Raw genomic sequence first — 13,192 nt, 5'->3', positions numbered from 1 at the left:
GTCAGCATCGACCTGTACGAGCGCATGCCCGCACCGTTCGGCCTGATCCGCTACGGCGTCGCACCAGATCATCCGCGGATCAAGGGCATCATCAATGCACTGCACAAGGTGCTCGACAAGCCGCAGATCCGCCTGCTCGGAAACATCGACTACGGCACCGACATCACGCTGGCCGATTTGCGGCACCACTACGATGCGGTGATCTTCTCGACCGGCGCCACCGACGACCGCGGCCTCGATATCCCGGGTGTGGATCTCGAGCGCAGCTACGGCGCCGCCCAGTTCGTGGCCTGGTACGACGGGCACCCCGACTTCCCGCGGACCTGGCCGCTCGAGGAGGAGAAGGTCGCGGTCATCGGGGTGGGCAACGTTGCCCTCGACGTCGCGCGGGTGCTGGCCAAGACCGGCGACGAACTTTTGGCCACCGAGATTCCGGCGAATGTCTACGAGGGCCTCCGGGGGAACAAGGCGATCGAGGTGCACGTCTTCGGCCGGCGCGGCCCGGCGCAGGCAAAGTTCACCCCACTCGAACTCAAGGAGCTCGACCACTCGCCGAATATCGAGGTCGTCGTCAATCCCGAGGACATCGAATATGACGAGGGGTCGGCGGTGGCCCGCCGCAGCAGCAAGATCACCGACCAGGTCGCGACAATCATCGAGAACTACGCGATCCGCGAGCCCAAGCAGGGCGCGATCCACAAGCTGTTCCTGCACTTCTTCGAGAACCCCGTCGAGATCCTCGGTGCGGATGGCCAGGTCGTGGGGCTGCGCACCGAACGCACCGAGCTCGACGGCACCGGCAATGTGCAGCCGACCGGCCGGACCACCGATTGGGACGTCACCGCCATCTACCGCGCTGTCGGGTACCTCTCGGACAACCTGCCCGAGATCCCGTTCGACCACGCGGCCGGAGTGATCCCGAACGAGGCCGGTCGCGTCTTCGACGAGGGCGCCCACTTGGCCGGTCTGTACACGACGGGCTGGGTTAAGCGCGGACCGGTGGGCCTCATCGGCCACACCAAGGGCGACGCGAACGAAACCGTCGAATGCATCGTCGGAGACATGCACAATGATCGCCTCGGCGCGCCGCTGGACACCTCGGAGGAGGCGATCATCAGCCTGCTGGAGCAGCGCAACATCCCGTTCACCACGTGGGACGGCTGGTACCGCCTCGACGAACACGAGCGATCACTGGGCGCCGCCGAGGGTCGCGAGCGGATCAAGGTCGTCGAACGCGAAGACATGCTGGCCGCGTCCGAGCCGGACAAGGCCCCGAAGGGCTGACCCGGCGGCAGGCCGCCACTGGGTCAGGACGAGCCGGTGGCGGTCGCCGGCAGATTCGGGTTGGCCGGACGCTGGATGTCGGTGCGCCAGAAGCCGAAGTTGTTGCCCAGGTCGTCGTAGGTATCGCCCCAGGTGTATCCACTGATCGACGTGGGGACGCAGCCGGTCCACCGCGTTTCAATGGGTCGCTGCCACCGATTGGCCTTGGCGTTCCACCTCGACATCGACTGGCCCGGCTTGATCTCGGCGACGGTGACCCGCGGGCCGTTGATCTCCTGCAGCGTCACGTTGTGCATCGTGGTGCCGCCGACGTTGACGACGGTCATCCAGCGGACCTGGTACCAGAGGTTGTCCCAGGTCGACCCCTTCTGCCCAAAGTGACATTCGATGCCGCCACGGATCTCGAGTTCGCCCGGACTCGCCGCGAGTGCCGGACCCGCGACGGCCGCCCCCGACACCGCCATCGTGGCCGATGCCGCAGCGGCGACCAGAATCCGGCCGAGTGCCTTCGTGCCGCGTTCGGCCTTCTTGTCGCGCTTGCTTCGCATGGTTGCATCCCTCAGTCGACTCGTGCCGACCGCCCGTCGCGGCCGATCCACTAGGTATGTCGTTGCCGCGACGACGAGAGTTAGCCGATTCAGCGCATGGTCAGCGGCTTCACAGGTGCCCCCCAGGTGGTCGAGCGCACGTGCCGCCCCTGATCGGCGACCGGTAGCATCGGTCTCCATGAACGCAGGCTGGAAGCATTGGCACGCCCTCGCCCTTTTCTCGGCACTCCTCGTCGCCCCCAGCCTCATCGGCTGCAGCCCGGCCAACGCCGACAGCCCCGGGACCGGGATCGGCCGGCACTGGGCCGCACGCCCGGCCTTCCCCGCGACCGCACCCGGTCTCAGCCCGGTGCGCCAGCGTATCGTCGCCGTGCTCCGGGCCCAGTACGAGAACCCGCCGGAGTCGCCGGCGGTCTACACCCAGGGCGTCCGCGAGCCGTGGTGCGCCGACTTCGTCAGCTGGACGCAGCGGCGGGCGGGCTCGCCGGTGCGCAATCCGGGCAACGGCAGTTGGCGCATCCCCGGCGTTGCCACACTCACCGAGTACTACCAGTCGGTCGGCCGCTTCCACGGCCCCGACTACCGGCCCAAGCCCGGCGATGTCGTGCTGTACGCGCCGCCCAACCGGTTCAAACAGCACACCAATACTGTGATCGCCGTCGACGGCGACAACGTCACCACGCTCGGCGGCAACGAGCCGCCGCACGGAATCAGCATCAATGGCTACCGGCTCGCCACCGTCAAGGGAATCGTCGGATACGGGAGCCCGCGCTGACGGGACTCACAGCGCGACCGCGCCGGCCAGCCAGATCACGGTCGCGGTGAGCGCTCCGGCCAGTTCCACGATCATGCTGGCGCCGGCGGCCTTGGCGGCCGCCCAGGCACCGCGCCAGGCTTGATCCAGACTCCATCCGCGCACCAGTTCGCTGAGCATCGCGCCGAGGATGAAGCCCAGGATCAGCCCGACGAACGGGACCACGAAGAACCCGATGATCCCGGCGATGCCGCCGACGATCACGGTGCTGTTCGGCACCCCGGCGGCTTTCAGCGTCCGCCCGGCGACGTAATACTTGACGATCTCGGCGACCGCGATGATCAGCGCCGCGGCGGTGAAGAACGCCCAGGCCCAGCCGCCGACGACCACAGCCCACCCGCCGATGGCCACGCCGACGAGGATTCCCCCGGGCAGGACGGGGAAGACGATCCCCAGCAGCCCGACAACGATGACGAGACCGACGAGGGCCTCACCCCAGAATGGCACCGGGGGGCTACTGGGTGGCCGTCTGACGCAGGTTCAGCACGACGGTCTCGTCGGCGACCGATGCCGTGACGCGGGCCGGATCGATCACTTCGGTCGTCGGCTCACCGGCCGAGACCACCTGAATACGCGCGGCGGCATCGGTGGCGCGGCGGCGGGCCGTGGCGACGTCGTCGGCCGTGGCGGTCACGACGCCCATCCGGCGCCGCGAGGTGGCGTTGGGCTTGCCGAATAGCCGAATGCTCGTCTCCGGCACGGCCAGCGCCTGGGCAACGTTCGCAAATCCGACGGCCGTTTCGTCGCGGCCGCCGTAGATGACCGCCGACGCGCCGGGCGAGGCGAGGGTGACCTCGACTGGCAGCCCCAGGATTGCCCGGGCGTGCATCTCGAACTCGGACAGCCGCTGGCTGGCCATGGTGACCAAGCCGGTGTCGTGCGGCCGCGGGCTGACTTCGGAGAAGTACACGTCGTCGCCCTTGACGAAGAGCTCGACGCCGAACACGCCGCGTCCGCCCAACTCTTGACCGTCGGCCATGGCGCCGGTGATCCGTGCCGCGATCGACGTCGCCGACGCCATCGCAAACGATCCCATCGGCTGCGGCTGCCAGCTCTCGACGTAGTCGCCGTCCACCTGCCGGTGCCCAATCGGCGCGCAGAACTGGGTGATGATTCCCCCGGTGCGCGGATCGATCGAGCGGACCGTCAGCAGGGTGACCTCGTAGTCGAAGTCGACGAACCCCTCGACGATGACTCGCGAATTGGCCACGCGGGCTTTCGTCGTCGCGTTCTCCCACGCGGCATCGATGTCGGCGGGTCCGGCCAGGACCGTCTGCCCCTTGCCCGAGGAGGACATGATCGGCTTGACCACGCAGGGGTATCCGACGCGCGCTGCGGCGGTGCGCAGCTCGGCGTGCGAATCCGCGAAGAGGTAGGGCGGCACCGGGATGCCGAGCTGTTCGTCGGCGAGTCGTCGGACTCGCTCACGGTTCATCGTCGCCGTGACACCAAAGGCCGACGGCACGATCTGCGCTATTCCGCGAGCCTCGATTTCGCCGAGGGCGTCGGTGGCAATGGCCTCGATCTCCGGCACGACGAAGTCGGGGCGGTACTTCTCGATGACCGCGGTCACCGCGGCCGCATCGGTCATGTCGATGACTTCGGCGTGGTGGGCCACCTGGTGGCCGGGAGCATCGGGATAGCGGTCCACCGCGATTACTTCGACACCGAGCCGCTGGAAGGCGATCGTCACCTCTTTGCCGAGCTCGCCGGCGCCGAGCAACAGGACCCGAATGGCCGAATCGGTGAGCGGGGTACCCAACACGCTCGGCACCCCTGAGGTGGAATCGGATGTCATGACGTGCATCCTACTTGGCGCGGACGAGGGACCGGGGGCTCAGTCACACGACGGCCGCACAAACGACCGTTGGCACCGAGCGTCCGCGCAACACCTCGGCGTCGAGGGTCTGCCAGTGCGCCGCTTCACGGGGGTTCGCCGCGGCGACGGCAACCTGCGAGGCCAGTGGGCGCCGACTGTCGCGTTTGGCCAACTCGGACAGCCGCGCACTCTCGTTGACCGGGTCGCCGATGACGGTGAACTCGAATCGTTCGATTGCACCGACGTTGCCGGCAACCGCGGCCCCGTAGCCCACGCCGATCCCGGCGGCGAGCTCGGGGACCGTGACCGGCAACGCCGCGGCGATGGCGCGCGCAGTCGCCAATGCCGCTCCCGCCGGATCCGGGAGATGCAGGGGCGCACCGAAGATGGCGAGTACCGCATCTCCCTCAAACTTGTTCACCAGACCCCGATTGGCTTCCACCGCATCGACGATCACTCCGAAGAAGCGGTTGAGGGTCGCCACCGTCTCGGTCGGCGTGCGGGTGGCGGCCAATGCCGTCGAACCGATCACGTCGATGAACATGGTCGCCACGACCTGTTCACTGCCGCCCAGTTCGGGGTCGTTGCGCATCGCGGCGGCGGCCACGTCCTGTCCGACGTGGCGGCCGAACAGGTCGCGGATGCGCTCGCGCTCACGCAGTCCGGCGACCATGGTGTTGAACCCGATCTGCAGGTCGCCCAGCTCCGAGCCGTCGTAGACGACGACATCGACGTCGGTTTCGCCGGCGCGGACCCGGCGCATGCCGTCGCGGACCGCGCGCACCGGCCCCACGACGCTCGTCGTGGAGAGCAGCGTCAGCAGCAGGCCTGTGAACAGGGCGACGCCGCCGATCACCAAGACGGAGGCGACGACGTCCTGTTTGCGCATGTTGTCGAAGATCGCCGCGAAAACGGCGACCAGCAGCATGCCGACGATGGGCACCCCGGATCCGACCGACCACGCCGCGATCGCGCGTCCGCGCAGCCGCATCCGCCGGCCCGTCCGGAATCCGGCGGCAAGGAGGTCGGCCTCGGTGGGGCGCAGGATGAACTCGGCCAACAGCGAGGCGATCGCGACGACCACGGTGCCGCTGAAGGCGACGACGAGCAGGATCTTGGGGATCAACTGCGGGTCGGCCACCCCGTACAGGACGGTGAACAGCACAGTCGCGCCCTGCCACAGCAGACTCTGCAGTGCGACCAGGCGCCACGGGGCTCGCCGGGCGCGCTTGGCGTCCTGCCCGGTGGGCGTGTCGCCGCGGATGGCCCAGCGCAGTGCGCGCACCGTCGACAGCGTTCCCCAGACCACCCCGACGGTCAGCGCGAGCACGACGTACGCGGGCACCACGACGAAGTTGACCCACCACAACTCGGGCTGGAATACCGACGGGACCGGAATACCGACGGTGGCCAGCAGGACGGCCGCGCCGATGCCGATGACATTCGCCGTGACGATCGCGGTGGTGAGCAGCGTCTGGATGCGAATCCGTTTGCGCAGCTGGCTGTCGTCGGAGGAACCCAGCAGTACCGACCCGTAGTCCCGCGCGGTCGAAACTATCGGCATGTGGTGCCCCTGGTCAGACGGCGGTGACGGCTCAGGCGATCTCGCGGCGGACGATCGTCTCGTCGCGCCCGGGGCCGACCCCGATGCACGAGACGTGCGCGGCACACAGCTCTTCGAGCCGAAGCACGTAGCGCTGCGCGTTGGCGGGCAGTTCGTCGAATGTCCGGGCCGTCGAGATGTCCTCCCACCAGCCGGGCATCGTCTCGTAGATGGGCTTGGCGCGTTCGAACTCGGCCTGCGTCATCGGCATCTCATCGTGGCGCTTTCCATCGACGTCGTAGGCGACGCAGATCGGCACCTCGTCGAGCCCGGACAAGACGTCGAGCTTGGTGAGGAAGTAGTCGGTGATTCCGTTGACTCGGGTGGCGTAGCGGCCGATCACCGCGTCGAACCAGCCGCAGCGGCGGGCGCGGCCGGTGGTGACGCCCACCTCGCCGCCGGTCTTTGCCAGGTATTCGCCGTGCTCGTCGAAGAGTTCGGTGGGGAACGGACCGGATCCGACGCGGGTCGTGTACGCCTTGAGGATCCCGAGCACCGTCGTGATGCGGCCCGGGCCGATGCCCGAGCCCACTGCGGCGCCACCGGCCGTCGGGTTGGACGACGTCACGTACGGGTAGGTGCCGTGGTCAACGTCGAGCAGGGTGCCTTGCGAGCCTTCGAGCAGGATCGTCTCGCCGCGCTCGAGCGCCTGGTTCAGCAGCAGTCTCGTGTCCGCGATGCGGTGGGCGAAGCCGTCGGCAAGGCCCAGGACCTCATCGGTAACCGCTTCGGGCTCGAGGGCCTTGCGGTTGTAGATCTTCGTGAGGATCTGGTTCTTGATCTCCAGGGCGGCCTCGACTTTCTCGGCGAAGAGCTTCTCGTCGAGAACATCGGCGGCGCGCACCCCGACCCGGGCGATCTTGTCCTGGTAGCAGGGACCGATTCCGCGACCGGTCGTCCCGATCTTCGCGTTGCCCAGGAATCTCTCGGTGACCTTGTCGATCGCCACGTGGTACGGCATGAGCAGGTGCGCGTCGGCGGACAGGAGCAGGTTGGCCGTATCGACGCCGCGCTCCTCCAGCCCCGCGAGTTCGGACAGCAGGACGCCGGGATCGACGACCACGCCGTTGCCGATCACGTTCTTCACTCCCGGTGTCAGAATCCCCGATGGAATGAGGTGTAGCGCGAAGGTGTCACCGCTGGGCAGCACGACAGTGTGTCCGGCGTTGTTCCCACCCTGGTAGCGCACCACCCACTGCAGCTTGCCGCCCAGCAGGTCGGTCGCTTTCCCTTTGCCTTCGTCGCCCCATTGAGCGCCGATCAGCACGATCGCAGGCATGCGTCAGACTCCCTTTTTCGCCAGCCAATCCCGCCTTACCCTACTTGGTTCGGTCCGCTACTACGCTATTGCGCGTGACTGCCGCCGTGTTGATGCCGCCCGAGATGACCGGTTGGGACCTGCTGTCGCTGCGCTCGTCGGTCAAACCGATCGTCGATGAGGGGCTCGGTGCGCCGGGGACGGGTCGCCTCATCGTGGACGCCGTCGGGTGCCGCGAGCCGGACGCCTTCCTCGGTGCCGTCATCGCCCGATTGATGGTGCTCGAACGGCTCGACGTCGAGGTCGCCTACGTCGCCGGCGCCCCCACGCCGGCGACCAGGACCTACCGCCTGCCCTCCGGCAGTACCGCCCGAGAACTTGCCGCATCCGGTGCGGCCCAAGAGTTTCCGCTGATCCGGGACGACGCGGCGGCGGTGCTCGTCGGCCGGGCGCGGCACGTCGGCGCCGATGGCGGACCGCTGCACGGGGAGGGCTACCTCGACGACATCCGACTGTTCGACGGCGTGGTCGCGGCCATCGAGATCGAGCCGCTCGGCTCGGCCGGCGACCTGCGCGGCCGAGTTGTGCGACGCGGCCTGGCCGGCACGCTCGCCAAGCGCTGGCGTTCGGGGCGGGCGGTGCAAACCGGCGGTCCGGCGGTCTTCGTCGAACGCGAGGGAGTACTCACCCCACGGGCGACGCCGCGCTCCACTTTCTATCCTCACCACATTCCGTGGTTGCTGGTCAGCGCCTAGTCACCAGCTGAGCTCGGAGTCGTGGCAGCCCTCGCGGTCGGTGTCCTCGACCTGGACGGTGGCGTGTTCGAGGCCGTGGGTGGCGAGAACATCCTGGGCGGCGACGAGTACCGGGCCACCGTCGACCGAACTCGTGATGTGCACCGTCGCCACATCCATCCCGGTGGTCAGCGTCCAGACGTGCAGGTCGTGCACGTCGACGACGCCGGGGATCTCGGCGAGTTGGGTCCGCACCGTCTCGACGTCGACGTGTTTGGGAGCCTGCTGGTTGAGTATGCGCAAGGCGTCGGCGGCCAGTCGGAGCGCGCGGGGTACCACCCACAGGGCGATCAGTACCGCAACGACGATATCGGCATAGCCCGAACCGGTGATGATCGCGAAGACGCCGGCAACGAGGACGCCGACGCTGCCCACCGCGTCGGCGAGGACTTCGAGGTAGGCACCGCGCACTGCGATGGACGTTTGCGCGTCTGCGCGCAGCAGCAGCATGACTAGAACGTTGATCGCGAGGCCGATGAGCGCGACGATGATCAGCGTTAGGCCGGGTACCTGCGGATCGCTGCCAATGCGCTCGATCGCCTCGTAGAGCACGTAGGCGCCGACGCCGATCAGCAGGACGGCGTTCACCACCGCGCTGAACACCTCGGCCCGGTGCCAGCCGAAGGACCGGCGTGCGGTCACCGATCCGTGGCGGGCCAACAGCAGTGCCGACATGCCCATCAGCAGTGCCACCACATCGGTCGCCATGTGCCCGGCGTCGGCGATCAGTGCCAGCGAGTTGGCGATGATGCCCACCACCAGCTCGACGACGAAGAAGCCGCCGATGAGGACCACGGCGAGAACCATCGGCCATAGTCGGCGCTGCCCACTGGCCGCACCCCCGACGTGCGAATGGTCGTGTGCATGCCCCATGCGGTTAACCTATGCGTAAATCCGCATATATTCAAGACGGCTGCCCCAGCGTCCTGTGAGAACGACGACTATCGGCGAGACAGGCGGCTATCGCCGGGTTGCCGACTCAGGCGACACACGGCACACCCGACCGGTTGGTCACGGCCGTGCCCACATCCGGAGGCGGAGCCGACCCCTCCGAGCCCGAACCGGTCCCGGAACCAGGGGTCGCCTCGGGAGTGTCGGTCGCACTCGCCGAATCGGTCGACGAGGTCGTCAGCTGCGACTCTGCCGGGTTGGTCACCGGCACACCGAAGGCCCGCTCAACGGTGGTTCGGATGAGCGCCGGATCCACAATGTTCACATCCTGGCCGCCGACGGTGGCGTACCTGGCCACCGGCAAAGTCCGGAACGAGATGCTCTTGGCCGATAGGTCACTCATCGACTCGGCCCAGTCGAGCAGGTTCCAGCCCGACGACAGCACCACGTTGCGCTGCGCCACGGACACCACCGCACCGAGCCGGTCGGTGTTCGCGAGCGTCCCCATTTGCTTGAGCTGATGCAGGACCGAGAGCAGGAAGGCCTGTTGCCGGTGGGTGCGGTCGAGGTCGCCGTTGGCCAGCCCGTGACGCTGCCGGACGAAGGCAAGGGCTTGGGCGCCGTTGAGCTTCTGCTCACCGGCCGGGAAGTGCGCACCCGAGTAGCGGTCGCGCACCGGGGAGTTGAGGCAGACCGTGACGCCGTCGAGCGAGTTCGCCAGATCGTAGAAGCCCGCCAGGCTGACCTCGGCGAACCGGTCAATCGGCACGCCCGTCAGATCACGGACGGCGTGCAGCGTCTCCTTGCGTCCGGCCTCCCGGCCGCGTCGTTCGAGTTCCTTCGGATCGTCGATCCCCTGAGCGTGCAACTCGTCCTCGGCCTGCGCCTTACGGCGGCCGTAGGCCTCCTTGATCTTGATCTTCCCCACACCCAGCCCGTTGACCGCGACGTAGTCGTCCCGCGGAATGGAGAAGGCCACGAGATTCTTGTGGTCGGCCGGAATGTGCACCAAGATCAGCGCATTGGTGTTGTAGCCACCGACATCGCTGTCTCCCGCGTGCAAATGATGCAGAACAACCGGCGGCAGCGGCTCGCCGTTCTGATCGCGCCGGGTGTCGAGCCCCATCAACAGGATGGTCTCGGCCGCACCCGCGCGGTGCGGTGCACTGCCGAGTGCATCGGAGGTTGAGAAGCCGCGGGCCGCCCTGACCGCGCCGGACCAGGCCAAGCCGCTGACGGTCAGGACCCCCACCGCGGCGGCCACCGCGAATCCACGGCCGATCGGCTGCCAGCGCGGCGCGCGAGCCGGGGTCGGCCGTTTCACCGGCCGGCGACTGCGGACCGGGGGCCGACGCGGGGGCAGCTCCCACCGCGGCACCGCCTGCCCGGCAGCGAGCCTCGCCTGGACCACCTGACCGGCCGTCGGCCGACTGCGGACCCGATCGTCTCGTGTCATAACAGTCCAGTGTGCGAGGCCTCCCTTAGAGATCTCTAAATCCGCTGCATCATTGGTTCCGGTGCAGCTGAGCGACGGCCGAGGTACGCGACAGCCCGGCGATCATCAACATGTCGACGAGCTGCGAGCGGATCTGCGCCAGCGAGGACACCGCGGTTAGGTCCTCGTCGACGACGACCTCCGGCTTCGCGTTCCGCGCGATGGCGCGCAGCGCTTGGGCGGCGTCGGCGGCGTCGGGCCGCCCGCCGGGCGGCGCAAGCATGTATCCGCGCAGGACCTCGTAACCGTCGCCGAGCTGGTCGATCAGGTCGATCACCGCGTCGGGCACCGACTCCCCGCGCGCCGTCATCCCGTTGAGGCGACGGGCCAGCACCAGCATGTTGCGCACCGCGCTGTCGATCGGTTCGCCGGTATCGGCGATGGCCTCCATTCGCGACCGCGAGCTCCAGTAGAGCGGGGAGATGACACTGACCTCGCGACCACCGCGCATATCGGCGCGCATCGTGTCCAACGCGCCCCGCAGTCCGCCGACCTCGACATAGACGGCGCCGATCGCATCATTGTTGCCGGCGCGCAGCCCGGCCGCCAGCCGATCGCACGTGTCCCGCAGCGTCGCGAGGATCCCGGCCGCGTCCAGGCGGGCGCGGTGAGCCGGATTGGTGGGCAGGATCACCACGATCAGGATTCCGACGACGCCGCCGATGAGGGCGTCGACCGCCCGGGTGAACCCGGCGCCGGTGATCGGCACCGCGACCACCAGAACCGCCGACGACGCTGACTGCATCGGGAGGATCGGCCCGTTGTCGAGGAAGACCGCCAAGGACATCGCGACGAGCACCGCGGCAGCTATCTGCCATGCCCCGGAACCGACGTATCGCACCAGCAGGTCGCCGATGAGCACGCCGATTGCGACCCCGCCGACCAGCTCGACCGACCGGCGCCAGCGCCTGCTCAGCGACAAACCCAAGGAGATAATCGCGGCGATCGGCGCGAAGAAGGGGGCGGCGTGCCCGAATACGGCCGTCGCGATCCACCACGACACCCCCGCGGCGAGGCCGCACTGCAGTATCGGCACCACCGAGTTCAGGAGCCGTCGAACCCTGCTCTGGACGGGTACGGGAAGCCGCCCCAGGGCCCGGCCCCCCGGTGCACGGGCACGCGTCCACTGCTCCGCCACCGCCGACGCGGGCCGGGGCCGGGCCCGGCCCGACCGTGAGAAGAAGTGCATCACCGTTGCCGATGATAGCGACGCTCCACCGCCACAGCTGACAAGATGGGCGCGTGGACCACGCCGGTGATGCGATCATCAGGATCGGCCCTGCACTCGTCGTCGTGATGATCGTGCTCGCCGGGGTCGCCGTGCTGGTCAATGTCGCCGCATCGAGCGGCAATGCGCGCGACACGGCGGTCGCCGTGGTGCGGGCCGTTGTCCAGCTCACTGCTCTCGCCGCGATCCTCGCCGTCGTCATCAGGCATCTCTGGGCATCGGTACTGTTTCTCGCGCTCATGGCGGTCGTCGCCGCGTGGACCTCGGCGTCCCGGATCGCCACGCGCCGCCCGACCGCTGCGGCCACTCTGCGATGCCTGCTACCGGTGGCACTCCCGTCGGGCGTCATCGTTGCCGCGGTCGTCGCCACCGGCGTGGTCCCCGCGGCCGGCATCGCGATCATTCCTACCGCCGGGATCATGTTCGGCAATGCGATGGTCGCGACGTCGCTGGCCGGCCGGCACGCCCACGACGAGCTGCGGACGCGCCGGGGCGAGGTCGAAGCGGCGCTGTCGCTGGGGTTCACGCAATACGCGGCGAGAATCGACGTGGTCCGCCCGGCGGCCGCGACCGCGTTGATCCCGGGGATCGATCAGACCCGGTCGGTAGGCCTCGTCACAATCCCGGGTGCCTTCGTCGGCATGGTCTTGGGTGGGGCATCGACGACGGCGGCAGCGATCATGCAGCTGTTCGTCCTCGTGGCCTTACTCGCGGTGTGTGCGATTGCCGTGCTGGCCACCACCGAAATGGTGAGCCGGGGACTGTTGTGACGCGTATCCCGGTTTACGGCTGCACGACGCCGACGTGTTCGGCCGCCCGCGGATCACAGTCGTTGAGGAGGTCCACACACCGCAAGTACTCGTCTTCCTCGCCGATTAACCGTGCCGACCTCGCCAGCACGCCGACGCAGCGGAGAAAGCCCTGGTTCTGCTGATGATCCCAGGGCACCGGACCGTACCCTTTCCAGCCGTGGCGGCGCAGCTGATCGAGTCCGCGGTGATATCCGGTGCGGGCGTAGGCGTAAGCCGCGACGACCGCCGGCGGCACCTCGCCCGCACCGGCGGTCTCCGTGTCGACGTCCGCGAGTTCGGCTTCAGCGAGGTAGGCCCACGCGATCGACGCGGTGGGCGACCCCGCGGCCACGGTCGCCGGCGCGGTGCCGTTGAGCAACTCGGACTCGGCTTCATCGTCGCCGGTGAGTAACGTGGGCGGGGGGCCGAGCAGGTCTCCATAGGAAGTCACCTCCCAATTCAACCATCTTGGTGGGGTGCGGCCTGATTCGCCGGCGGGCAGCCCGAGTGTGTTCGACCGGCCAGATTTCGCTAGGGTATGAGCCGCTGGTGATCTATTTGACGAAGGCAGGGCGTGCTCGATGGCACAGTCAGACGAAACCCCGAATGCGGGCAACGGCGGTAGTGACGAATCCGCGGCGGCGGAGGTCGATTCCCTGCGCGGCCG

12 protein-coding genes and 1 pseudogene are annotated in these 13,192 nt (G+C 68.3%); 4 read left to right on the top strand and 9 right to left on the bottom strand.

Annotated elements, in window-relative coordinates:
* Positions 1–1,284: pyridine nucleotide-disulfide oxidoreductase (locus tag B4M62_RS10760; protein ID WP_290707545.1), on the top strand; the 1,284-nt coding region annotated here is incomplete at its 5' end.
* 23 nt (positions 1,285–1,307) lie between these two features.
* Here B4M62_RS10760 and B4M62_RS10755 read toward each other — a convergent pair.
* Positions 1,308–1,832 carry a hypothetical protein gene (locus B4M62_RS10755; RefSeq protein ID WP_290707542.1) on the bottom strand — a complete coding sequence of 175 codons (525 nt, stop codon included), beginning with the start codon at positions 1,830–1,832 and terminating at the stop codon, positions 1,308–1,310.
* Positions 1,833–2,010: 178 nt separating this feature from the next.
* Here B4M62_RS10755 and B4M62_RS10750 point away from each other — a divergent pair, with 178 nt between their 5' ends.
* Positions 2,011–2,607, top strand: a complete 597-nt coding sequence (locus B4M62_RS10750) for a CHAP domain-containing protein (RefSeq protein ID WP_290707540.1) — start codon at positions 2,011–2,013, stop codon at positions 2,605–2,607.
* A 6-nt stretch (positions 2,608–2,613) separates the two neighbouring features.
* On the opposite strand, the gene B4M62_RS10745 is transcribed toward B4M62_RS10750, so the two are convergent.
* The 4 genes and pseudogenes from B4M62_RS10745 to B4M62_RS10730 form a co-directional block, all read right to left on the bottom strand.
* Positions 2,614–3,093: a DUF456 domain-containing protein gene (locus B4M62_RS10745; protein WP_290707538.1), complete on the bottom strand. Its 480-nt coding sequence runs from the start codon at positions 3,091–3,093 to the stop codon at positions 2,614–2,616.
* A gap of 76 nt (positions 3,094–3,169) precedes the next feature.
* Positions 3,170–4,453, bottom strand: a pseudogene (purT, locus tag B4M62_RS10740) (formate-dependent phosphoribosylglycinamide formyltransferase); the annotation flags it as partial.
* Positions 4,454–4,487: 34 nt separating this feature from the next.
* Entirely contained in the window at positions 4,488–6,029 is a 1,542-nt protein-coding gene (locus B4M62_RS10735) for an adenylate/guanylate cyclase domain-containing protein (protein WP_290707534.1), read from the bottom strand.
* 31 nt (positions 6,030–6,060) lie between these two features.
* Positions 6,061–7,347 carry an adenylosuccinate synthase gene (locus tag B4M62_RS10730; RefSeq protein ID WP_290707533.1) on the bottom strand — a complete coding sequence of 429 codons (1,287 nt, stop codon included), beginning with the start codon at positions 7,345–7,347 and terminating at the stop codon, positions 6,061–6,063.
* A gap of 74 nt (positions 7,348–7,421) precedes the next feature.
* Here B4M62_RS10730 and B4M62_RS10725 point away from each other — a divergent pair, with 74 nt between their 5' ends.
* The gene (locus B4M62_RS10725; RefSeq protein ID WP_290707530.1) at positions 7,422–8,081 is read left to right on the top strand and encodes a hypothetical protein; all 660 of its coding nucleotides are present in this window, start codon (positions 7,422–7,424) and stop codon (positions 8,079–8,081) included.
* Here the strand turns inward: B4M62_RS10725 and B4M62_RS10720 are convergent, their stop codons facing one another.
* The 3 genes from B4M62_RS10720 to B4M62_RS10710 all read right to left on the bottom strand — a co-directional run bounded on the left by B4M62_RS10720 (position 8,082) and on the right by B4M62_RS10710 (position 11,698).
* Positions 8,082–8,993 (bottom strand): cation diffusion facilitator family transporter, encoded by a 912-nt coding sequence (locus tag B4M62_RS10720; protein ID WP_290707528.1) that lies wholly within the window; start codon positions 8,991–8,993, stop codon positions 8,082–8,084.
* 106 nt (positions 8,994–9,099) lie between these two features.
* Positions 9,100–10,467 (bottom strand): LCP family protein, encoded by a 1,368-nt coding sequence (locus B4M62_RS10715; RefSeq protein WP_290707526.1) that lies wholly within the window; start codon positions 10,465–10,467, stop codon positions 9,100–9,102.
* Between the two features lie 49 nt (positions 10,468–10,516).
* Positions 10,517–11,698 carry an FUSC family protein gene (locus B4M62_RS10710; RefSeq protein WP_290707524.1) on the bottom strand — a complete coding sequence of 394 codons (1,182 nt, stop codon included), beginning with the start codon at positions 11,696–11,698 and terminating at the stop codon, positions 10,517–10,519.
* A gap of 50 nt (positions 11,699–11,748) precedes the next feature.
* On the opposite strand from B4M62_RS10710, the gene B4M62_RS10705 reads away from it, so the two are divergent.
* On the top strand, positions 11,749–12,504 hold the full coding sequence (locus B4M62_RS10705; RefSeq protein ID WP_290707522.1) for an ABC transporter permease: 756 nt from the start codon (positions 11,749–11,751) through the stop codon (positions 12,502–12,504).
* Positions 12,505–12,517: 13 nt separating this feature from the next.
* Here B4M62_RS10705 and B4M62_RS10700 read toward each other — a convergent pair whose 3' ends face one another.
* Positions 12,518–12,976, bottom strand: a complete 459-nt coding sequence (locus B4M62_RS10700; protein ID WP_290707520.1) for a DUF3151 domain-containing protein — start codon at positions 12,974–12,976, stop codon at positions 12,518–12,520.
* Positions 12,977–13,192: the final 216 nt, after the last annotated feature.

Source organism: Gordonia sp. UBA5067 (assembly GCF_002414845.1).
In the GTDB taxonomy this organism is placed as follows: domain Bacteria; phylum Actinomycetota; class Actinomycetes; order Mycobacteriales; family Mycobacteriaceae; genus Gordonia; species Gordonia defluvii.
The sequence above is the reverse complement of the archived record's forward strand: the minus strand, read 5'-3'. Positions and strand labels throughout refer to the sequence as shown.